This is a genomic window from Wolbachia endosymbiont (group A) of Cydia splendana, assembly GCF_947179475.1.
GTDB lineage: Bacteria > Pseudomonadota > Alphaproteobacteria > Rickettsiales > Anaplasmataceae > Wolbachia > Wolbachia pipientis.
Window position 1 is genome coordinate 393,202 of record NZ_CAMXBP010000001.1, and the last position, 16,124, is coordinate 409,325.

A 16,124-nucleotide genomic window follows, 5' to 3' on the forward strand; every position below is an offset into this window, starting at 1 on the left:
AGCTAGTGTGTCTCTTGACCAAAAAAGCCAATAATATTTTCTTTCACTTCTGTGCTATCTGTCATGTTATTTACTCTCACACGAAATTCAGATGAGCCTTGAAGCCCGCTACTGTACCAACCTATGTGTTTGCGGGCCATCTTTATTCCTGTGTCATTTCCATAGTACTCAAGAATATTGTCGTAATGCTCGAGTATGATGCTTAATCTCTCTGAAGCTGTTGGCTCAGAAGTTTCACTTCCACTGAGAAAGTTCATTGCTTGATTAATCAGCCAAGGTTTACCGTAGGCACCACGACCTATCATCACTCCGTCTGCTCCAGATTCTTTGAGAGCATTCTGAATATCATTTAAATTTTTAATATCGCCATTTACTATAACTGGAATTTTCACTTGCTCTTTAACATTTCTAACGAATTTCCAATCTGCTTGACCATTATAAAGCTGCGCTCTTGTTCTTCCATGCACAGTGATCATTTTTGCTCCTAAGTCTTCGGCAATTTTCGCAAGTCTCGGGGCATTGCGATTTTCATCGTTCCATCCAGTGCGCATTTTCACCGTAACTGGCATATTCACTGCTTTGACCACAGCTTCAATTATCTCAGCGGCTTTTTTCTCATCACGCATTAGCGCTGATCCTGCATAACCGTTTACAACTTTTTTAACAGGGCAACCAAAGTTTATGTCTATAATTTTTGCTCCCATATCCTCATTCAATTTTGCAGCTTCTGCCATAACATTCGGTTCGCATCCAGCAAGCTGAACAGCAGTTAATGCATCGACTTTTGCTTTTTGCAAACTCTGGCGAGTTTGCATAATCATAGCTCTGCTTGCAATCATCTCTGAAACTAACAAACTTGCACCAAGTTTCTTCACAATACTTCTAAACGGATAATCAGTCACTCCAGACATTGGAGCTAAAATAACTGGAGAATCAATTGTCAAATTTCCTATTTGGAGGGGCATAAGGTCAATGGTAATTTTTCATTGATTACATAATGCAACACAAACTTGCATTCTCCCTTGAAATAGAAGACTGAGATGTTTTCGTCCTTGGCGGATGCTTACGATTTCTTAGATCTTCCTTACATTTCTCATCTTCCATAAGCGCTCTTGTAAATTCTTCTCTTTTCTCATTCAAATCAAATTTATATTCTGATAACTTTTTGTCAATTTCGTCAAATGATTTGTCTTCGTTAAGCATTTGTGTAATTTTATGAGCATTTTCTAACGCAAATATTCCACAGTTATACCCGTCACTTTGCTGCTTAGTTGGGGAAATTCTTATGTCTAATACCCATTCCTCTTTTTGCAGTTCTCTTTTAACAATATTTAGCACATTATCTGGCAATTGATTACCAAATGAGTCACAGTAATAAGCTCTAAATTTTTTATCACCTGCATCAGGTTTAATAACCAAAGTTACCCAATGATTATTGTTAATATGAAGAACCGAAGTAAATATCAATTTAGAATTTTGTTTGAATTCACCTCTATAATTCTGAAGAAATTCTTTTGTGAGTTCGTCCCAACCATTAGAATAGCTAGGGGCAAGAAAATAGACATTATTATTACTATATTCACTTTGTGAGTACCCATATACAACTCTTGCAATATGTGTAATGTCATTATCATCTAACCAGTAACTATAGTTTTTTCTGTTTGTCTGATGCACAAGAGTGTCCAAATCTTCGTGAAACTCTTTACCACCCAAACCACTATCCAAAGAGCTTCTACGACTACTGTTCCTTGAATTGGGTTCACTTCCTGGTACAATACCACTATCTCCATCTTGAGTTTTTTGCTCACCTTGACTTGCTCTTTTTCCATTAATATAGTTCTTCGCTAAGTAAAATAAAGGTTCAACAACCATTTTGTATGCTACTGTAAGAATTATTCCCATTAAAACCCAAACTACGGGGTTAGAGATGAGCATAGCAAGTGGAAAGGTCAATAGAGGGGATCCTATTACCGCCCCTAAACAGCCAGCAGCGAATGTGGCTGCTAGGCATACACAAGTAGCGTAGATAACGAATTTCCAATCAGCAAAGTAAGTGCTCTTTTTTAATTGATTACATTTTCCTGTGATGCCCAACATACCACATCCTATGAACGCTAAGTTAATTAATTTTAACAAATTCTAACAAAAAAATCAACCATAATAATTTTAGTAGTATGAGAATATATTGAATATTAAGAGCTTTTGGAGTACAGTAACAATGTTAGTAATAGCACAATATATGCACGATATAGAATATATACGCAAAAACCCTGAAGGATTTGAAAAGGCAATGAAAAGCAGGGGAATTAGAGAATCTACTGCGGAAGAGATATTAGAAATCGATCACGAGAAAAGATCATTAACCACTAAACTGCAGGATTTGAATAGGCAGCGCAATGAAATCACAGAGGAAATAAAAAAGCTTAAAATGAGCAAGAGCCCCTGTGAAGAGCAAATAGAGTTGTCAAAAAGCATCACAAATGAGATAGAGGCAATCAGCTTAAAAGAACAAGCAGAAAAGGATAAGTTAGTGAATGTTTTATCTAACTTGCCGAATATTCCTGCGCAAGATGTGCCAATAGGCGCAGATGAGAACTCTAATTTAGAGGTGAGAAGATATGGAGGAAAAAGACAGTTTGATTTTGTACCAGAATCTCATTATGAACTCGGAGAAAAATTAGGTTTAATGGACTTCGAACAAGCGGCGAGAATTTCCGGATCAAGATTTACGATATTAAAAGGACAGTTAGCTAAGCTTGGACGAGCGCTAATAAATTTTATGCTTGAAATGCATGTTAATGAATTTGGCTATACTGAGGTGTACCACCCGACTTTGGTGAAAAACGAGGCTATGTATAATGTTGGTCAGCTACCGAAATTTTCTGACGATTCGTATTTAACTACCGACGAATTGAGGTTGATTCCCACAAGTGAAGTGTTTTTAACAAATTTAGTTGCTGACAAAATAATGGAAGAAAAAGAACTGCCTATTCGCTTTACTGCATATTCGGAGTGCTTTCGTAAAGAAGCAGGTAGTGCAGGTCGCGATACCAGGGGCATGATAAGGCAACACCAATTTGGTAAAGTGGAGTTGGTAAGCATCACAACTGAAGACCAATCAAATGATCAGCTTGAGGGTATGACGAGTGTTGCTGAAGAGATATTAAAAAAATTAGAATTGCCATACAGAGTAATGCTGCTTTGCAGTGGCGATATGGGTTTTGCTGCACAAAGGACTTATGACATAGAGGTATGGTTACCTGGGCAAAATAAATATAGAGAAATATCAAGCTGCTCAAATTGTGGTGCATTTCAAGCAAGAAGGATGAACGCTAAATACTCTTCAGAAACTAATAAAAAGATAAAAAAATATGTTCACACTTTAAACGGCTCAGCTTTAGCTATAGGAAGAACGATTATTGCCATAATGGAGAATTATCAAAATTCTGACGGGTCGATTGCAATACCAAACGTGTTGCAAAAATACATGAGTAATGATACTGTTATAAGCAAATAATAATTTTGACATATAGAAAAGCGAGGAAATAAAGATGAAGGTTCTGGTTATAGGTTCTGGTGGGCGTGAGCACGCTCTACTTTGGGCTCTAAAAAAATCTCCTATCTTGACTGAGTTATATGTAACTCCTGGTCGCCAAGCTATGAAAGATCTTGGGGCTCTTGTGGATGTAAATATTCAAAATTCAGTGGATGTTACACAATTTTGCAAGAGAGAAAATATAGAGTTGGTTGTTATTGGTCCAGAACAACCAATAATTGATGGGCTTGCTGATGATTTAGTTGCAGAGGGAATAAATGTTTTTGCTCCAAGTCAAGCAACTGCAAAACTTGAGGGATCGAAGTCTTTCACCAAGGGACTATGTAAACGATATGGTATACCAACTGCCAAGTACGAGTGTTTTGTTGATGAAGGGTTAGCTAAAGATTTTGTACGTAGCAATAAAATAAAGTTTCCACTTGTAGTGAAAGCAAATGGAATTGCAGCAGGAAAAGGGGTGGTTATATGTAATACAGAAAGCGAAGCTTTTTCAGCAATAAATTCAATGCTAGTGGAGAAAAAATTTGGTGAATCAGGTGAAGAAATAATCATAGAAGAGTTTTTAGTTGGAGAAGAAGTAAGTTTTTTTGCTCTTATTGATGGGTTGAAAGTAGTAACTCTTGGGTGTGCAAAAGATTATAAGAGAGTTGATGAAAGTAATGAAAGCCAAAATACTGGAGGTATGGGGTCGTACTCATCACCTTCAATTATAAGTAAGGACATGGAGCAAAAAATTATCCAAAAAATAATATACCCTACAGCTCAAGCATTGGTTAACATGGGTACGTCTTATAAAGGAGTACTCTTTGCTGGTTTAATGATTTGCAAAGATAGCCCAAAACTTCTCGAGTATAACGTTAGATTCGGTGATCCAGAAACGCAATCTATATTACCTAGATTTGATTCAAATTGCGATTTGTTAAAATTGATGTTGTCAGTTGCAGAAGGAAAGTTAAATGTCAAAATGGTGGAACTTAACAACAAATCTACAGTTTGTGTAGTTGTTGCAAGTAAAGGCTATCCGGGTGATTATCAAAAGGGAGAAGTAATTAAAGGATTAGATAAGATTGAAAGCATTCCTGGTGTGTTGGTGTTTCATGCTGGTACTAAATTCGATGAAAGTGGTAACTTAGTTTCCGATGGCGGAAGAGTGCTAAATATAGTAGCAGAAGGGAGCACTATAGAGGAAGCCAAAAGTAAGGTGTACTCAGCATTAAATTTTTTAGAATGGCCAGGGGGCTTCTTCAGATACGATATCGGTAGTTAATGTTAGCTGTCGGTTAGCAGGTGGTTCACAGAAACGAAAAACTTCCTTGACAAACTCCGCCAGCCCTCTTATCATGAAACTGAAGCTATTGTATTTGCTTTCGCCAATCTGCAGATTAAAAGGTAAGGATTACTTAATGTATCGGCGTCTTATGTTCAATTTTTTGCAGTATATAGATACTGTATGTCTTTACAAAACTTCATCTACATCTAGATTTTTATCTAAATAAGCTGAACGCGCTTATAAAGCGTTACAAGACATCAAAAAATGCCAATACTCGACAGAGATAGTAAAAGACTAGCTAACTCGGGGATTCTTTGTCTTTTTTTCTGCTTAGTAAATTTCTTAAACATTTGCAGCATAGGTTAGTTGCAATTAAAAGCAGCTAAATCTTGCTTGTCAAGCGTTTAAAACATAAAAAACGCCAATATTTTAAAGCAGATAATAACCCCAGGGCTTCTTTTGCCTTTTTTTTCATTTGGTAAATTTCTTAAATATTTATGGCTAAACGACAATCGTCATCCCGCTACTTGTTAGCGGGATCTAGAGATACCGCGGCGGTATGACGTAGGGAAACCTTTCTTGGGTTAGCTATAAAACTAATCAGCATCTTGTTTAGCACATATAAATTAAGTTTCACAAATATAGTGCTAAACCTTGAAAATATGTTATAGCTACTTCTTCCAATTTAGTGGTGGGTTTTGACAGTACACATGTTATTTTACTAGCTACCAACTCAAGTGTCACAGAAGTTGCAATCATTTTAAATGTCACAGAAGTTGCAATCACTGCATTTATATTCTGTACTTTAACATTTACTCTACTTTCTATTAGAGGCTTTACCCCCCTTACATCATTACGTACAGCAGTATGATTTATTTCATTTTCAATTCCACTACTATGCTGCAACAAGATATCCCCATTAACTTTTATTTCAACATTTTTGTCACTACTACCATTGTTAAAATTTAATCCCTCATCTCTTCTACTTTGTCTTTTTTTTTTTAATTTTAATTCAGTTTCTCTTTTATCAAGGGTAGGAAATGGGATGTGAGTTTTTTCCTGACCATCTTGATTTATAGCTCTTGTTGTATTAAAAGCTTCGTTGCTTTTACATGATATTGTATAAGTAAGTGGTGTGTAGATTTTTTCTTCACTATCTGGATATTTTATAGTTATTGTTGCATTAAGAATGTCTTTCAGAATATCATTTTCTCTAGCTATGTCTAAAATTTTTTGAATAACTTTGCGATCATGTAATGCGGCAAGTAACTTATCAGTTACTTTTTGATTATTTTTATGTTTTATGGTTATTGTTGTGTTAAGAATGTCTTTCAGAATACCGTTTTCTTTAGCTACTCTTAACATTTTCTCAACAGCCATACTATCTTTACGTAGTATAGCATAAGCAAGTGGTGTGCAAGTTTCTTCCTGACCATCTGGATATTTTATAGTTGTTGTTGCGTCAAGAATGTCTTTCAGAATACCGTTTTCTTTAGCTACTCTTAACATTTTCTCAACAGCCATACTATCTTTACGTAGTATAGCATAAGCAAGTGGTGTAACAGTTACTCTCCGACCATCTAGACATTTTATAGTTATTGTTGCGTTAAGAATATCTTTCAGAATACTGTTCTCCTTAGAGATTTTTAAAATTTCTTCAATAGCTATACTATTTTCACGCAGTATAGCATAAGCAAGTAGTGTGTAAGTTACTTCCCGGCTATCTGAATGTTTTATAGTTGTTGTTGCGTCAAGAATGTCTTTCAGAATATCGTTTTCTTTAGCTACTCTTAACATTTTCTCAACAGCTATACTATCTTTACGTAGTATAGCATAAGTAAGCGGTGCGCAAGTTTCTTCATGACCATCTGGACATTTTATAGTTGTTGTTGCATCAAGAATATCTTTCAGAATACCGTTTTCTTTAGAGATTTTTAAAATTTCTTCAATAGTTTTGCTATTTTTACATGATATAGCGTAAGTAAGCGGTGTGTAAATTTCTTTCTGACCATCTAGATATTTTATAGTTGTTGTTGCGTCAAGAATGTCTTTCAGAATATCGTTTTCTTTAGAGACTTTTAAAATTTCTTCAATAGTTTTGCTATTTTTACATGATATGGCGTAAGTAAGCGGTGTGTAAATTTCTTCTTGACCATCTAGATATTTTATAGTTGTTGTTGCGTCAAGAATATCTTTCAGAATACTGTTCTCTTCAGCTGCTACTAGAATTTCTTTAATAATTTTGCCATCCTCCCAGAACATAGCATGAGCAAGTGGTGTGTAAGTCACTTCCCGGCTATCTAAATGTTTTATAGTTATTGTTGTGTCAAGAATATCTCTCAGAATACCGTTTTCTTTAGCTACTCTTAACACTTTCTCAACAGCTATACTATCTCTACGTAGTATAACATAAGCAAGTGGTGTGTAAGTCACTTCCCGGTCTAGATATTTCATGGTTGTTGTTGTGTTAAGAATATCTTTCAGAATACTGTTCTCTTCAGCTGCTACTAGAATTTCTTTAATAGCTTTGCTATCCTTCCAGAACATAGCATAAGCAAGTGGCGCGTAAGTCACTTCCTTGTTATCTGGATATCTTATAGTTGCTGTTGTGTTAAGAATATCTTTCAGAATACCGTTCTCCTTAGAGACTTTTAAAATTTCTTCAATAGCTATACTATCTTCATATAGTATAGCATAAGCAAGTGGTGTAACAGTTGCTCTCCGACCATCTGGATATTTTATAGTTGTTGTTGCGTTAAGAATATCTTTCAGAATACCGTTTTCTTTAGAGACTTTTAAAGTTTCTTCAATAGTTTTGCTATTTTTACATAATATGGCATAAGTAAGTGGTGTGCAAGTTTCTTCCTGACCACCTGGATATTTTATAGTTGTTGTTGCGTCAAGAATGTCTTTCAGAATACCGTTTTCTTTAGCTACTCTTAACATTTTCTCAACAGCTATACTATCTTTACGTAGTATAGCATAAGCAAGTGATATAATAGTTGGTTCTTTACCCCGATGTTTGCTTACTTCCGTAGTAAGAATCCTTTGTTTTTCCTTTTCAGATATTTTTTCTAGTTCTTCAGCAATGCTACTTTTTTTGCCTTCTATTTTTGATGCTAATTTTAAAATACTTTTTTCATCTTTCTCTTTCAATTTCGAATCGTTTACCTGATGAGTCATTTTTTTTCTCAAGGTCTTTCTTATTAAACTAAGCATAACATTTTCTCTCTTCGTGGTTATAATATTTGCTTTTATGAATCAGTTGTGTTGACAATGTATTAATTGCATAGCTCAGACATTGTTTTATAAAGTAAAATTTTAGTAGACCACCTTACAAGAACGTTTCTTGCTAATTCTGAATCCGAAAAAAGGACGCAGTAAAGTTATTTGTAAGGGAAGAATGAAACTTGTAGCTATAGCTAAACTGACTTACGATAATTTAAAAAACCGTCATCCCGCTGCTTGTTAGCGCTTACTATTACCCACAAATATAAATGTTTGTTGCATAGCTCTTAATGGCATAACTTTTGCTTGAAATAACTGTTTATATGGTGCAATTTACAGCTTTTAGTTGCTAAAATTATAACTCTTAGTTTAATAATTTTAATCTAATAAGCTTTCAGGTTAATAAAATTAAATTATTTGAGTAAATACAATATTATGTTTTTATTTGTGGGTAATAGTAAGTTGTTAGCGGGATCTAGAGATACCGCGGCGGGATGACGGTTCGCAGTGGTATGACGGTTCGCGGCGGGATGACGATAAGCTCGTCATCCCGCTACATTAATATTGTATTAATAAAAACTTAATAATAATCCTTAATAATATATGAACTAACATGTTCGCAATTTCGTATGACAGAGGAAACAAAAGATGGATATGCTTCCTTATACGTTGCAATTCAGGAAGGTAATATTGAAGCTGCAGAACTACTAATAAAGTGTGGCACAAACGTCAATGATCATTATGAACGCAATCGTACGCCACTGCATATTGCCATCGGACGCAAACAATTAGAAATAGCAAAATTGCTGATAAAAAATGGAGCAAACGTTAATGCAAAAACTCAAAATCATGGTAAAGATGATCTAACACCAATGCACTTTGCAGTTTTTGCAAATACGCCAGAATTTATAGAATTACTAGCTAGCCATGGTGCATTGATTAATGAAAGAGAAAGCACCGAAGGGTATACTCCTCTTCACTTTGCTGCTTTATATGGGAACAAAAATATAATACAAGCCTTAATTGATAAGGGACAAGATATTGAAGATGTGGACAATAATGGGCGAACAGCTCTGTTTTTAGCTGCTAGGCAGTGCACTGAAGCAGAAGATGATAGCAGAATAGAAATTATCAAGTATTTGATAGACAAGCTCAAAGCAGATGTAACAAAGAAAGACAATAATAACAATGCAGTACTCTTTCCTGCCGCTAATAATTGCCCTGGAAAAGTGGTAGAATTCATCATTGAGCAATATATAAAAATCTTTGAGTTAGAGAATTTTATCAACCACAAAAATAATGATGGAATGGATGCTTTGGATATTGCGCTGAATAGTGGAAACGAGAAAGCTATTGAAGTATTAAGATCATATGGAGCAGATATCAAGAATAAGGTAGATGGTAGCATTCAAAAAATTACTGCAGAAAAACCAAGTAGTACCCTAGACAGAGCAGAAAGTGCAGAGGTAGCGCCTCCAATTAAGCAAAGAGTATAAAACTTTTTATAAAGCGATTATAAATTTCAGTAAGTTGCAGAGGCTCTACAATGGGAAGTGTAGTATGTTAGCAGATACAAATGACTAGATAAATTATATTTCATTAAAGTCATTTATCTTGAAACATAAGCAGGATTTTGTATAGTTGTTTCAATTTGGGTCTGTATATTGAAACAACGCGTGAAAATGACAGGTCATTGTACAAGAGGTACCTAATTCACCGACAAGAATGCTAGATAAAGACACTTACATTTCAATTATTTTACAATTTCTGTATAATCTTAAAAACTCAATTAGTGCGTTATGAAGATAGTAATAGGTAATGCTAGTAAGGAATTAGGGGAATCAGTAGTTAACCGGCTAGATGTTCAACCATCCTCTGCTTGGATATCAAAGTTTACCGATGGCGAGGTAAATGTAGAAGTAGCAAATGATCTATATAATCAAGAAGTATATATAATACAATCTCTTTCTCCCCCTGTGAATGATAACCTTATGGAGCTTCTGCTCATAATTGATGCAGTAAATAGATTAGGAGCCAAAAGGATAGTAGTAATTATTCCTTATTATGGATATAGCAGGCAAGATAGAATTATCAAGAACAATAATGTGCAGTCTGCTTTAAGTGCCAAATTAGTTGCAAATCTTATTCAAACTGCAGGTGCAAGTAGCGTTGCAGTTATTGATTTGCACTCAAGTCAAATTGAAGGATTCTTTGATGTACCGATAACTAATTTGAACTGCTTTGAAGCATTTGTTGACTCTATACACACGGAAAATTTGGCAATTGTTGCACCTGATGTTGGAGCAATTGGTAGAGCACGTGCTTTTGCAAAGACTTTAGAGGAAAAGTACAAGATAGGGTTAAGTGATAAGATTATTGTAGTAGATAAATATAGGGAGAAAGCAGGCACATCTCAAGTAATGAACATAATAGGAGAAGTTGCAAACAAAAATTGTGTCATTGTTGATGATATAGTTGACTCTGGTGGAACATTGTGTAATGCAGCTCTTGCTTTAAAAAGTTACGGAGCAAAGTCCGTAACTTCATGCATCACACACGGTGTGCTTTCAGGAAGTGCAGTTGAGAAAATCTCTTCCTCTTCTTTAGATAAATTAGTGATTACGGATACCATACTTCACAAACTTGAAAAAACTGGTAAAATAGAAGTTGTTTCGGTTGTAAATATTTTAACTCACTTCATCCAAGGAGGTAGAAATGCCAGCTAAGTCAACAGAAGACGTTATTACTTCACTAATAGAATTTGCAAATAAGAGAAAAATAACAATTACCAAGGAAGAAATGCTTAAAATTGCACAGCTTGTAAGGATTAAGTTATCAAATGACGAGATTGATCACTACTCCAAAGAACTGACAATGCTGGATTGGATACATGATACTTTATTGCAAGTTAATACTGAAGGTGTTTCTCCTATGCGTTATGGCAGCATAGACAAGGACATTCATGTACGCGATGATGTTATAAATTCTCAAAATATTAAAGAAGAGATATTGTCCAATACAAAACCTGAGCATGGGTATTTTGTAGTGCCAAAGGTTATAAACGATTAAGGTAAAACAAGCTTATATCAAATCCACAATAGATCTACTTTCAAAAATAAGACCAATCCGGTAAAGAAGCATTTGTAGGAGTGGAAACCATTTTTTGATTTTTCTTTACTAAGTCTACTAAATATAGTTTAGAGTTGCTTGGTGATTCTGTTCTTGTAAAAATGATTTCTCTGCCATTTGGTAGCCATGCCGGGGATTCAATTTTATGCCCCTCTGAAAGCAGACGTTCTTCTTTGCCATCTGGCTTCATAACTCCTATGTAAAATTTTCCTGACTGAATCTTTGTAAAAGCTATCAGATCTCCTTTTGGCGACCAAACAGGCGTAGCATATCTTCCACTCCCAAAACTAATTCTTTTAGGTTTTTTACTTTTGTTAGTAAAATCGATAACGTACAGTTGCTGACTCCCACTTATATCAGAACTAAAAGCCATATACTTTTGATCTGGAGAAAAAGAGGGAGAAGTGCTTATAGCTGAACCTTTAGTAATTTTTTTTGTTCGTTTACTACTTAAATCCAAAGATAATATATTCGTTTCACCACCCAATGAGTGGGAAATTAAAAGAGATTTACCATCGGGAGAAAATCTTGGTGCAGAAACAACTCCTTCAAATGCGCTGATTATTGATTCAGTGTTATCTTTTAAATTTTTTAATATTATATAACTTTTACCATTTGCGTACGAGATATAAACAATACCCTTTCCATTTGGTGAGAATCTCGGTGTTGACACAAATCTATCGCCATTTGTTAAGTATTTTATATTACTTCCATCTTGATTCATCACAGCAATTTTACGCACAGATTTGTAGTTGCTATCTTTTTCTTCAGCGATATACGTGATTTTTGTGTTGAAGTGCCCTTTCTCACCAATTAATCTATCATGTATCACATCCGAAACGAGGTGACCAATTTTTCTCCAGTCTTTTGCTGGAAAAACAACTGACTGAGTAAGTAATTCTCTTTTTGTAAAAGCGTCAAATAAACGAAATGATAGCTCTAATGCACTACCAGATATTTCGCTTAAACTTACTGTGACTACAGTATCGCTTTTCCAAGATTTAGATTCAGCTTCCGCGCCACGTTTTACATTAAATAAGCCACAATTAGATAAATTTGTTCCTATTACCTTTGCAATATTTTCGCTTAATTCGCTTTCCAACGCTGTTTTACATGTACATTTAGATACAACAAGACCAATGTTACCAACACTGCTTTTTTTTATATCAACATATAAAGCAGCTTTTGTAAAATAAGGAATAAATAACGAAATAAATAACACCAGATGAACGAATAGCTTCATTCATTTCATACCTGTTCTATCTGAACCTCAATTATAGGCCTTTTTAGTAAATATTCCTTTAAGATACTCAATATTGAACTTTCAATCTTATTTTTAATTTTTTTTGTTGGCTGCAAACTAAACAACGACTCAACTTTCTTGACAATTTTCTGTATGGTAGCTGCATCTTCTAGCACTTCAAAAACACCAGGTACAAATACTTTTGGTTTAGCAAGCAATTTATTTTTCTTGTTTACAACTGCTGTTACCACAATAACTCCGGCATCTCTCATTCTTTTACGCATTTTTATAACACTGCTCTCCGGATGACGTAGCAACATACCATCAATACCAAAGTAGTCAACATCAATTGAATCAACCTTTTCTCCGTTCTCCAAATTAACAATATCACCTGGTGCAATCATTATTGCTTTTGCCACACCGCACTCTTTAGCAAATTTTACATGTGCATGCGTGTGAATATATTCGCCGTGAACTGGAATAGACATCTTCGGTTTTATTAAAGAATACATTTCCTTTAGCTCTTCTCTTGTTGGATGCCCAGAAGCATGAACATGCTCTGTTTTTTCAGTAATAACTTCTACCCCCATCTCAATAAAGGCATTGAGCATGTTGTGCGCACGAGTTTCATTTCCAGGAATGATTTTTGACGAAAAGATCATGGTATCACCTTGCTGCATTTTAAATGCTTGATGACTCTTAGCAGCAAGTCTTGCGGTAGCTGCCAGTGGCTCACCTTGACAACCTGTGCAAAGTAGCACCAGTTCTTCCCTTGGAAAATTTACTGCTTCCTTTGCTTCAAGAAACTGAGGAGAATCAGTTAAATAACCACTATCTTGCGCAACTTTCACTATTCTCCATAAAGATCTACCAAGTAAAACTACTTTTCTATTTAGTGCTTTTGCAGCTTGGCTTATCGTTTCAATTCGTGCCACATTTGAAGCGAATAGCGAAACAGCAACTAATTTTTTAGACCGCTTTATTATGTTATAAATATTATTATAAATTTCACCTTCTGACTCAGGGTGATGCTTGCTTAATATATTGGTTGAATCGCAAATTGCTGCAAGCAGGTCACCTTTATCGCCAATTTCTTTTAGACGCTCCATATTAGAAGTTAATCCAACAACAGGTTTTGGATCAAATTTCCAGTCTCCGGTATGGAGTGCACTACCCATTTCAGTGCTAATTAATATTGAATTTGCCTCAGGAATTGAATGAGTTACATTTATAAACTCGACGGTAAAAGGACCCAAATTTATGCTGCCATTTATGTCTACCTCTTTCACAGGCACTATACCTTCCAATCGAAATTCTTTTAGTTTCTCTTTAAGAAAATTAACCGTAAACTTTGTTGTATATATGGAGCACTGCAACTCTTCCCACAAGTGGGGCACTGCACCGCAGTGGTCCTCATGTGCATGTGTAATTATTATTCCAAGTAAATCTTTTTTTCTTTGAGCAATAAAATCTATATCAGCAATGAGCAGCTCAACACCTGGCATAGTTTCATCTGCAAAACCAACACCAAGGTCGATCATAATCCACTTACCTTGGTAATGATATAGGCTAACATTCATCCCGATTCTTCCTACTCCCCCAAGCGGAAGAAATAAAAACTCATTTTTGTTTATATTCATTAAATTTAAATTATTAAAACCTGAGAATAGCAAAACTTCGACCTTAAATAAAGAAATTTATTGCTTTTACATAGTTTTAAGGAACTAAGAAGTTTCTGTTGGCTAATAATAACACTATTGTTAAGTTTTCCATTAATAAGGTCAAAGAATTGCAGGATTAAATGGAAACCCGTAAACAGTTACCCCTTTATGTCATTTAGCAGATTTCTTATTTTTTTTTTACTTTACTAAAAAACCCTTCAGATTGCTGTTGTACACTTGCATTTTCCTCTTCTTCAAGCGCTTTTAATAGTTCAATTTGCTTTTTAGTTAAATTTTTTGGATTTAAAGTCTCAACTATTACCTGTACGTATAAATCACCACGAGCATGTGAGTTCATATATGGCATACCCTTTTCCCTACAACGTAGTTTGGTACCAGTTTGAGTGCCTTCAGGGACCTTTACTTTTATTTTAGCTCCATCAATTGATTGAATATCGATTTCACCACCAAGCACTGCTAGTGTCATTCTTATAGGCACTTTACAGTGTAAATCTGCTTTATTTCTAGCAAAGATTTTATGGAAAATTATTTTCACGTATACGTATAAATCTCCACTTTTTCCACCTTTTGTTCCAGCTTCTCCTTTACCACTTATCCTTACCTTAGCTCCTTCTTCTATGCCTTTTGGAATTGAAACGGATATATTTACTTCATCTCTTCTACGTCCACTTCCACCACATTTCTTACATTTGTTTTGTATTATTTCTCCTTCCCCATAGCATGTAGTACATGTTCTTTCGATGGTAAAAAAGCCTTGTTGAGTTCTAATCCTACCGCTTCCCTGGCATGTGTGGCACTGAACTGGTTTAATTGCTCCTTCGCCACCTGTGCCTTGGCATGTATCACATTTTACATTTGTCACATAATGTATAGGCGCTTGTATTCCTTTAAATGCATCTTCTAAGGTAATTTCAAGATCATAACGTAGGTCTGCTCCAGATACTCCTGTTGTACTTCTTTTTGCTCTCGATCTACTTGCACCACCACCGAATCCTCCACCAAAGAAGTCATTGAATATGTCGCTAAAATCTCCTGCAGAGCTAAAGCCTTGAAATCCACCAGAAGCACCTTCGTGGCCATAACGGTCATAGCCTGCCCTTTTCTCAGAGTCAGACAGAACTTCATATGCAGCTGTTACTTCTTTAAATTTTTCCTCTGCTTCTTGATTGCCAGGATTTCTATCAGGATGATATTTTAACGCTAATTTTTTATACGCTTTTTTTATCTCATCAATACTGGCATTTCTGCCTACTTCCAGTAGCTCATAGTAGTCTTTTTTGCTCATATATAATAGTTTAGTGCTTAACCTTTAAAGATAGGTATTGCATATATTAATTTCAAGTGTGACTTCTGCTTCCTATAAAATGTGGTGCACCCTGAGCGACTTGAACGCCCGACCTTTTGATCCGTAGTCAAATGCTCTAATCCAACTGAGCTAAGGGTGCTTTCATAAAGTTAACTTTAGCAGATTTTGTGGCTTGATTCAATTAATTTGGCTAAAAATAAAACTATTGATTTCTATCATACGTGAACCCCTCACAATTCTCAAACTGCCGTTTCGCATTAGAATTATCAAATTCACTACAAGGAGGAGCAGTTGGAGTAGTATTAGGATCTTGAGAAAAGTAAGGAGGTGGTGCATCATAACGAGAAGAATCTCCATAACCATGCCCTTGTCTAAGACAGCTATCTACCGCTCCTTTAGCTTTCTCGATATTTTCTGATTCTTCCTCATGCTTCATATGAAAAGCTAAACCACCAGTAAAACACACAAGAGAATTAACGCCAAGGATAACTAAACCCCACACTGGTAAGACTGGGTAAACAGCACAAGCTACCAAAGCTGCCAAAGAAACAGCGCCAACCGCAAATTCTATATTTCTGAACGTTTTAAATTTACTATCCAGGTAATCTATTTTTTCTTCTTTTCTAGCCACTTTTCTGCTGCTGTTGTACCAAAAACACATACCAGCATGGAAAGCAACACACACAACTGCAGCTACCATACCTAAAGCT

General features: G+C 35.4%; 12 protein-coding genes and 1 tRNA gene. 5 read left to right on the top strand and 8 right to left on the bottom strand.

Going from position 1 to position 16,124, the window contains the following annotated elements; all coding sequences use genetic code 11:
* Positions 1 to 2 precede the first annotated feature (2 nt).
* Together dusB and OM961_RS01805 are read right to left on the bottom strand one after the other, a co-directional pair.
* Complete coding sequence (dusB, locus tag OM961_RS01800) at positions 3 to 965, bottom strand: tRNA dihydrouridine synthase DusB (RefSeq protein WP_264339239.1); 963 nt, start codon at positions 963 to 965, stop codon at positions 3 to 5.
* Positions 966 to 990: 25 nt separating this feature from the next.
* The gene (locus OM961_RS01805; RefSeq protein ID WP_264339240.1) at positions 991 to 2,097 is read right to left on the bottom strand and encodes a C48 family peptidase; all 1,107 of its coding nucleotides are present in this window, start codon (positions 2,095 to 2,097) and stop codon (positions 991 to 993) included.
* Positions 2,098 to 2,239: 142 nt separating this feature from the next.
* On the opposite strand from OM961_RS01805, the gene serS reads away from it, so the two are divergent.
* Positions 2,240 to 3,517 (top strand): serine--tRNA ligase, encoded by a 1,278-nt coding sequence (gene serS, locus OM961_RS01810; protein ID WP_264339583.1) that lies wholly within the window; start codon positions 2,240 to 2,242, stop codon positions 3,515 to 3,517.
* 34 nt (positions 3,518 to 3,551) lie between these two features.
* The gene (gene purD / locus OM961_RS01815; protein ID WP_138264878.1) at positions 3,552 to 4,823 is read left to right on the top strand and encodes a phosphoribosylamine--glycine ligase; all 1,272 of its coding nucleotides are present in this window, start codon (positions 3,552 to 3,554) and stop codon (positions 4,821 to 4,823) included.
* Positions 4,824 to 5,459: 636 nt separating this feature from the next.
* On the opposite strand, the gene OM961_RS01820 is transcribed toward purD, so the two are convergent.
* Positions 5,460 to 8,009 carry a WD_0033/WD_0034 family tandem repeat-containing protein gene (locus OM961_RS01820; protein WP_264339241.1) on the bottom strand — a complete coding sequence of 850 codons (2,550 nt, stop codon included), beginning with the start codon at positions 8,007 to 8,009 and terminating at the stop codon, positions 5,460 to 5,462.
* A 674-nt stretch (positions 8,010 to 8,683) separates the two neighbouring features.
* Here OM961_RS01820 and OM961_RS01825 point away from each other — a divergent pair.
* The 3 genes from OM961_RS01825 (at position 8,684) to gatC (ending at position 11,123) form a co-directional block, all read left to right on the top strand.
* Positions 8,684 to 9,550, top strand: a complete 867-nt coding sequence (locus OM961_RS01825; protein WP_006280296.1) for an ankyrin repeat domain-containing protein — start codon at positions 8,684 to 8,686, stop codon at positions 9,548 to 9,550.
* Positions 9,551 to 9,853: 303 nt separating this feature from the next.
* Positions 9,854 to 10,780, top strand: a complete 927-nt coding sequence (locus tag OM961_RS01830; RefSeq protein WP_182309371.1) for a ribose-phosphate diphosphokinase — start codon at positions 9,854 to 9,856, stop codon at positions 10,778 to 10,780.
* Positions 10,770 to 11,123 (top strand): Asp-tRNA(Asn)/Glu-tRNA(Gln) amidotransferase subunit GatC, encoded by a 354-nt coding sequence (gene gatC, locus OM961_RS01835; protein ID WP_065094978.1) that lies wholly within the window; start codon positions 10,770 to 10,772, stop codon positions 11,121 to 11,123. Before OM961_RS01830 ends, gatC begins: the two co-directional genes overlap by 11 nt.
* A 40-nt stretch (positions 11,124 to 11,163) precedes the next feature.
* On the opposite strand, the gene OM961_RS01840 is transcribed toward gatC, so the two are convergent.
* The 5 genes from OM961_RS01840 to OM961_RS01860 all read right to left on the bottom strand — a co-directional run bounded on the left by OM961_RS01840 (position 11,164) and on the right by OM961_RS01860 (position 16,114).
* Complete coding sequence (locus OM961_RS01840; RefSeq protein WP_006279726.1) at positions 11,164 to 12,426, bottom strand: Tol-Pal system protein TolB; 1,263 nt, start codon at positions 12,424 to 12,426, stop codon at positions 11,164 to 11,166.
* A gap of 5 nt (positions 12,427 to 12,431) precedes the next feature.
* The gene (locus OM961_RS01845) at positions 12,432 to 14,066 is read right to left on the bottom strand and encodes a ribonuclease J (protein ID WP_012673044.1); all 1,635 of its coding nucleotides are present in this window, start codon (positions 14,064 to 14,066) and stop codon (positions 12,432 to 12,434) included.
* Between the two features lie 208 nt (positions 14,067 to 14,274).
* The gene (gene dnaJ, locus OM961_RS01850) at positions 14,275 to 15,393 is read right to left on the bottom strand and encodes a molecular chaperone DnaJ (RefSeq protein ID WP_174515787.1); all 1,119 of its coding nucleotides are present in this window, start codon (positions 15,391 to 15,393) and stop codon (positions 14,275 to 14,277) included.
* A gap of 82 nt (positions 15,394 to 15,475) precedes the next feature.
* Positions 15,476 to 15,553: transfer RNA gene (locus OM961_RS01855), tRNA-Arg, on the bottom strand.
* A gap of 63 nt (positions 15,554 to 15,616) precedes the next feature.
* Positions 15,617 to 16,114, bottom strand: a complete 498-nt coding sequence (locus OM961_RS01860) for a hypothetical protein (protein WP_264339242.1) — start codon at positions 16,112 to 16,114, stop codon at positions 15,617 to 15,619.
* Between the last annotated feature and the right edge of the window lie 10 nt (positions 16,115 to 16,124).